The sequence below is a fragment of the Thermococcus sp. genome (genome assembly GCF_027008145.1).
Lineage (GTDB): Archaea > Methanobacteriota_B > Thermococci > Thermococcales > Thermococcaceae > Thermococcus.
In genome coordinates this window covers 1-4,482 of the sequence record NZ_JALTCZ010000187.1, presented here as the reverse complement: position 1 = coordinate 4,482, position 4,482 = coordinate 1, and the positions used below count along the sequence as shown (strand labels likewise).

Annotated in this window: 7 protein-coding genes; 5 read left to right on the top strand and 2 right to left on the bottom strand. The window is 53.5% G+C overall.

Annotation, left to right across the window (positions count from 1 at the left end):
- Positions 1–935 (top strand): helix-hairpin-helix domain-containing protein (locus tag MVD07_RS09450; RefSeq protein WP_297501327.1); only part of this gene is annotated, 935 nt, incomplete at its 5' end.
- On the opposite strand, the gene MVD07_RS09445 is transcribed toward MVD07_RS09450, so the two are convergent.
- The gene (locus MVD07_RS09445; protein ID WP_297501324.1) at positions 928–1,272 is read right to left on the bottom strand and encodes a hypothetical protein; all 345 of its coding nucleotides are present in this window, start codon (positions 1,270–1,272) and stop codon (positions 928–930) included. The genes MVD07_RS09450 and MVD07_RS09445 overlap by 8 nt on opposite strands.
- Positions 1,273–1,361: 89 nt before the next feature.
- Between MVD07_RS09445 and MVD07_RS09440 the strand changes: the two genes are divergently transcribed.
- The gene (locus MVD07_RS09440; protein ID WP_297501330.1) at positions 1,362–1,931 is read left to right on the top strand and encodes an AAA family ATPase; all 570 of its coding nucleotides are present in this window, start codon (positions 1,362–1,364) and stop codon (positions 1,929–1,931) included.
- Here MVD07_RS09440 and MVD07_RS09435 read toward each other — a convergent pair.
- Positions 1,900–2,709, bottom strand: a complete 810-nt coding sequence (locus tag MVD07_RS09435; RefSeq protein WP_297501321.1) for a ZIP family metal transporter — start codon at positions 2,707–2,709, stop codon at positions 1,900–1,902. The two genes, MVD07_RS09440 and MVD07_RS09435, sit on opposite strands and share 32 nt — an antisense overlap.
- Positions 2,710–2,811: 102 nt before the next feature.
- Here MVD07_RS09435 and MVD07_RS09430 point away from each other — a divergent pair, with 102 nt between their 5' ends.
- The 3 genes from MVD07_RS09430 to MVD07_RS09420 form a co-directional block, all read left to right on the top strand.
- Entirely contained in the window at positions 2,812–3,108 is a 297-nt protein-coding gene (locus tag MVD07_RS09430; RefSeq protein ID WP_297501318.1) for a hypothetical protein, read from the top strand.
- Entirely contained in the window at positions 3,105–3,521 is a 417-nt protein-coding gene (locus MVD07_RS09425; RefSeq protein WP_366078511.1) for a type II toxin-antitoxin system VapC family toxin, read from the top strand. The genes MVD07_RS09430 and MVD07_RS09425 overlap by 4 nt, the downstream gene beginning before the upstream one ends.
- 9 nt (positions 3,522–3,530) lie before the next feature.
- Positions 3,531–4,482, top strand: a 952-nt coding sequence (locus tag MVD07_RS09420) for a radical SAM protein (protein ID WP_297501312.1), incomplete at its 3' end; no start/stop codon positions are given.

Genomic DNA, 4,482 nt, shown 5'->3' with positions numbered 1-4,482 from the left:
CCAATGAGGGGGCCTTTAGGAGCCAGGTCTTAGCGTTGATAACAAACTTCGGCGTTGAGGACTTCCGGGAGCTTGTTTCTTTCCTCGGAAGAACCTTCTACGCCCACCAGAGGGGTGACACTGCCTCGCTCGAATACAAGGCCAAGGACATCGTTTACTTCCTCATCGAGAACGAGTTCATAGACATGGACGTGAACGACCGCTTCATAGCGCTGCCCTTCGGGAAAAGGACTTCACAGCTCTACATTGACCCCCTGACGGCCAAGAAGTTCCGCGATGCGCTCCCGAGGCTTGAGGAGAACCCCAACCCCTTTGGGATATTCCAGCTTATTGCCTCAACACCGGATATGACAACCCTCACCGCGAGAAGGCGGGAGATGGAGGACTACCTCGATCTCGCTTACGAGATGGAGGGCCACATCTACTCCGAGATACCCTACTACGAGGAATCCAGCTTTCAGGGCTTCCTCGGACAGGTGAAAACGGCCAAAGTCCTTCTCGACTGGATAAATGAGGTTCCTGAGGCGAGGATATACGAGACCTACAACATAGAGCCTGGCGACCTCTACAGAATCCTTGAGCTCGCGGACTGGCTGATGTACTCACTGGTAGAGCTATACAAGCTCTTCAAGCCAAAAGAAGACGTCCTCAACTACCTGAGAGACCTGCACCTCCGCCTGAGGCACGGCGTCAGGGAGGAGCTCCTTGAGCTGGTCAAGCTGCCAAACATCGGAAGAAAGAGGGCCAGGGCTCTGTACAACGCCGGCTTTAGGACGGTCGAAGAGCTCGCGAGGGCAAAACCAGCTGAGCTCCTTAGGGTTGGGGGGATAGGTGTTAAAGTCCTTGAGGGGATATACCGACACCTGAACATTCAGAGGGAGCTCGCTGGGAAGGAGAAGAAGAGAAAGAAAACCCTGGAGGACTTTTTCAGATAGCCTCCCCTGAGTTTCCGCTCCAGAGGACGGCTATGCTCCTGCCCGGGTTGAGGCCGCGCTCGTGCGCCTTTATGTAGAGCCTTCCGCCGGTTCTCTGGCCGAGGAAGTAAGCTAAGACGAAGACCAGTATAAGCGGTGCCCCTTCGAGGTTCCAGCTCAGGCCTGCTAAATAGCGCATGAGAATCACTAAAGGAACGGGCAGGTGCACCGCCAGCGCCCACTCGACTTTGCTCCCGGTTCTCTTGGCGTGCGCCCTCCAGAAGCCGAACGGCATGTTTACGAAGAAAGTTACGATGAGTCCTATGGTGAACCATTGAATGTTCATGGTCTTCACCATATTGGTTTTGTTGGTAAACCTTAAAAAATTTTGCTCTCCTAATGGGGCTAAGTTTTTAAGAGGTTCCGGCCTTGCACCGGATGGGCACAATGATAGTGATAATAACAGGAATGCCCGGTTCTGGAAAGAGCAGGATTGTCCACGAGTTCGAGAGGAGGGGCGTTCCCAGTGTTTCTCTCGGCGACATCGTGAGGGAGGAAACTGTAAAGCGCGGCCTTGCGCTGACGAAGGAGAACGTTGCTAAAGTGAGCATCCGCCTGAGACAGGAGCTCGGGCAGAACGCGGTGGCGAAGCTCGCCGTCGAGAGGGTCAGAAAACTCCTTGAGGAGAACAACGTTGTCGTCGTCGACGGCGTCCGCTCCCTCGACGAGGTCGGGACATTTCGCAGTTCCTTCCCAGGGGAGAAGATAGTGATCGTAGCCGTCCACACGCCGCCGAGACAGCGCTTTAGGAGGCTCAGGAGGCGTGGCAGGCACGACGATCCAAAGAGTTGGGAGGAGTTCGAGGAGAGGGACTGGAAGGAGCTGAGGTTCGGGATAGGGAACGTCATAGCGATGGCCGACTACATGATCGTCAACGACGGTTCAAAGGAGGAGTACGAGAAAAAAGTTAGAGAAACCGTCGAGCTCATCCTAACATCGAGTCGAGGAAGAGCATGACGTAGAAGCCCGCGAAGAAGCCGAGAGTTACGAGGGTCTCGCTTTCTTCCCTCCTGTATATCTCCGGTATCATCTCCTTCACCGTGACGTAGAGCATCGCACCGCCTGCCAAGCCCAGACCGTACGGAAGGAGCCAGCTGAAGAGCGTGAAGAAGTACGCCCCAACGAGAACCATCGCCATCTCGGCAAAGCCGCTCAGGACTCCCATTGCTATCGGCTGGAGCCTCTTTTTCTGGAGCGTCGCCAGGGGGAGCGAGACGACGGTTCCCTCCGGGAAGTCCTGTATTCCAATGGCTATCGTCGTGACGAGGCCGACCCGAAGGTTGTAGACGAGGGAGGTGCCGACGGCGAGGCCCTCCGGCAGGTTGTGGATTATAACGGCTATCACCAACAGCCAGACCTTTCTGAGGCGCTCCTTCATCGACCTCGGACCCTCGTAGCCCTTGACGAGGTGCTCGTGGGGAAGGAGCCTGTCTATCGCGTATATCAGGAGGACGCCGAGGGCTACTCCTATCCCAGCCGGGGAGAAGGAGTCGGTGCTCTCAATCGCCGGGAGGACCAGCGAGGTGAAGGAGGCGACTACCATAACCCCCGCGGCGAAGCTCAGGGAGAACTCAACGCCCTTTTCTGGGATGCTCCTGGCGAATATCGCCACTAAAGCGCCGAGCGACGTTATAACCGCCACGAAGAGGCCCGCGTAGAAGGCTACCCACATTATCTCGCCGTTGGAAACCCTGAGTATCCACTCGGCGAGGCTGGCTATGAAGTTCTCAAGCATGCTCCCACTGCCCCTTTGTTAGGGTAACCTAACAGTCTTAGGGTTTTAAAGGTTTTGGTGGGGCTACCTCACGTTTTTTTACATTCAACGCAAAATATTTAAATGATGACATTCAATAGGCGATATGGTGGGATTTTAATGTCTACAACAAAGATTGTGCAAACAGATGTAGATATTGAAACCTACGAAATTCTCAGGGCAGTGGCATCGCTTGAGAAGAAGCCCTTAAAAGAGATACTGCGGTCAATACTACGGGATTATGCAAAAAAAGAGAAGGAAAAGCTTCTTAAAGAACTTCACAACGACCCGCTCTGGAGGAGCATTGGACTGCTCGATACTGATGAAGAAGACCTGAGCGAGAGGGACGATTGGGGCGTGGTGGGATGGGAAAGCGAGTGAAGCCTGAGGTCATCTACCTCGACACAAGCGCGCTGATAGCACTCTTCAATTCAAGGGACAAGAACCATAAGAGTGCCAAGAATTTCCTGGAGCGGACAGTTCTTGAAGGCTCGCTCTTCGTCATCGGGAGGCCTGTTCTGCTTGAATTCATCAACGGAGCCTCTAAACACCAAGGTAAGAGAGTGGCTATTGAGCTTAGAAAAAGCATCATACAGAGCAAATTTATCTGGATTGAAAATGAAAATGAAAGCGACTGGCAAAGAGCCTGGAGCATATTTGAACGCTTTGATGACCACAACGGAATGGATCTAACCGACTGCTTGAGCTTTGCAATGATGGAGAGACTTGGGATCAAAAAAGCCTTCACCTACGATGCGGATTTTGAAACTTACGGGTTCGTGAAGCTCCCTTAAGGTGATATCATGCTCCTCTACGGCGATGGAAGAGTCTTTTTCGCCTTCTGCCCTTCTTCGGGAGGAATCTTCGAGCTTGAGCCAAGCGAGTTCAAAGCCCTGAAAGAAAACCTTCCAGATGCCGAAGAACTGAAAAAAGAAATGCTCGAATACGAAGGAGAAAAATACACGGTCGGAGACTTCATAAGCCACTTAACGGGCCTCGGAATAGAACTCGAGAGGCTCAACGCGCCAGCCAGCGTGATCTTTGAACTTACAAGGGACTGCAACCTCAACTGCAAGCACTGCATAGTCTCCGCCGGAAAACCGCTTCCAAAAGAGCTTAAAACCGAAGAATGGTTAAAACTCGTTGACGAGATAAGCGATTACGCGGTGAGGCTCACCCTCACCGGGGGAGAACCGCTGGTTCATCCCGGTTTCTTCCGAATCCTTAGGAGAGCTAAAGAGAAAGGCCTGTCAATAAGGCTCCTCACGAACGGGACTCTGCTTGAGGAGCACGCCGAGGAACTTGGAAGGCTTTTAGACGCCAAGGTAGACGAGGTCCAGGTTTCCCTCGATGGTCTAAAACAAACCCACGACTCGATAAGGGGAGAGGGAAGCTACGAGAAAGCCATCGCGGGAATCAAAGCGCTCGTAAGGGAGAACCTCCCGGTTTCAGTTGCCTTCACCCTGATTCCAAAGAACAGGGGCGAGGCTTTACCGCTCTACCGCGAGGTCGTGAAGCTCGGGATAGAATCCTTCAGGATAGCGTGGGGCCTGCCAGCTGGAAGATTGAGGGAAGCCGTCCCCTACGCTGAGTACTTGAAGACCGTCGAAGAAGTGAAGAGAGCGAGCGAGAAACTCCGCGTCCCGGTTTCGGGCGGTGAACTGAGCGCTCCCTTGGAGGTTAGATCAGAAGCCTTCTACCCCTGCGCGGCGGGAACCTCGCAGGTTTTCATCTCCTCGACGGGTGACGTTTACC

Coding starts and splice junctions, on each gene's coding strand:
- MVD07_RS09445 (WP_297501324.1), bottom strand. CDS start 1,272: ATGGTGAAGACCATGAACATTCAATGGTTCACCATAGGACTCATCGTA.
- MVD07_RS09430 (WP_297501318.1), top strand. CDS start 2,812: ATGATGACATTCAATAGGCGATATGGTGGGATTTTAATGTCTACAACA.
- MVD07_RS09435 (WP_297501321.1), bottom strand. CDS start 2,709: ATGCTTGAGAACTTCATAGCCAGCCTCGCCGAGTGGATACTCAGGGTT.
- MVD07_RS09440 (WP_297501330.1), top strand. CDS start 1,362: ATGATAGTGATAATAACAGGAATGCCCGGTTCTGGAAAGAGCAGGATT.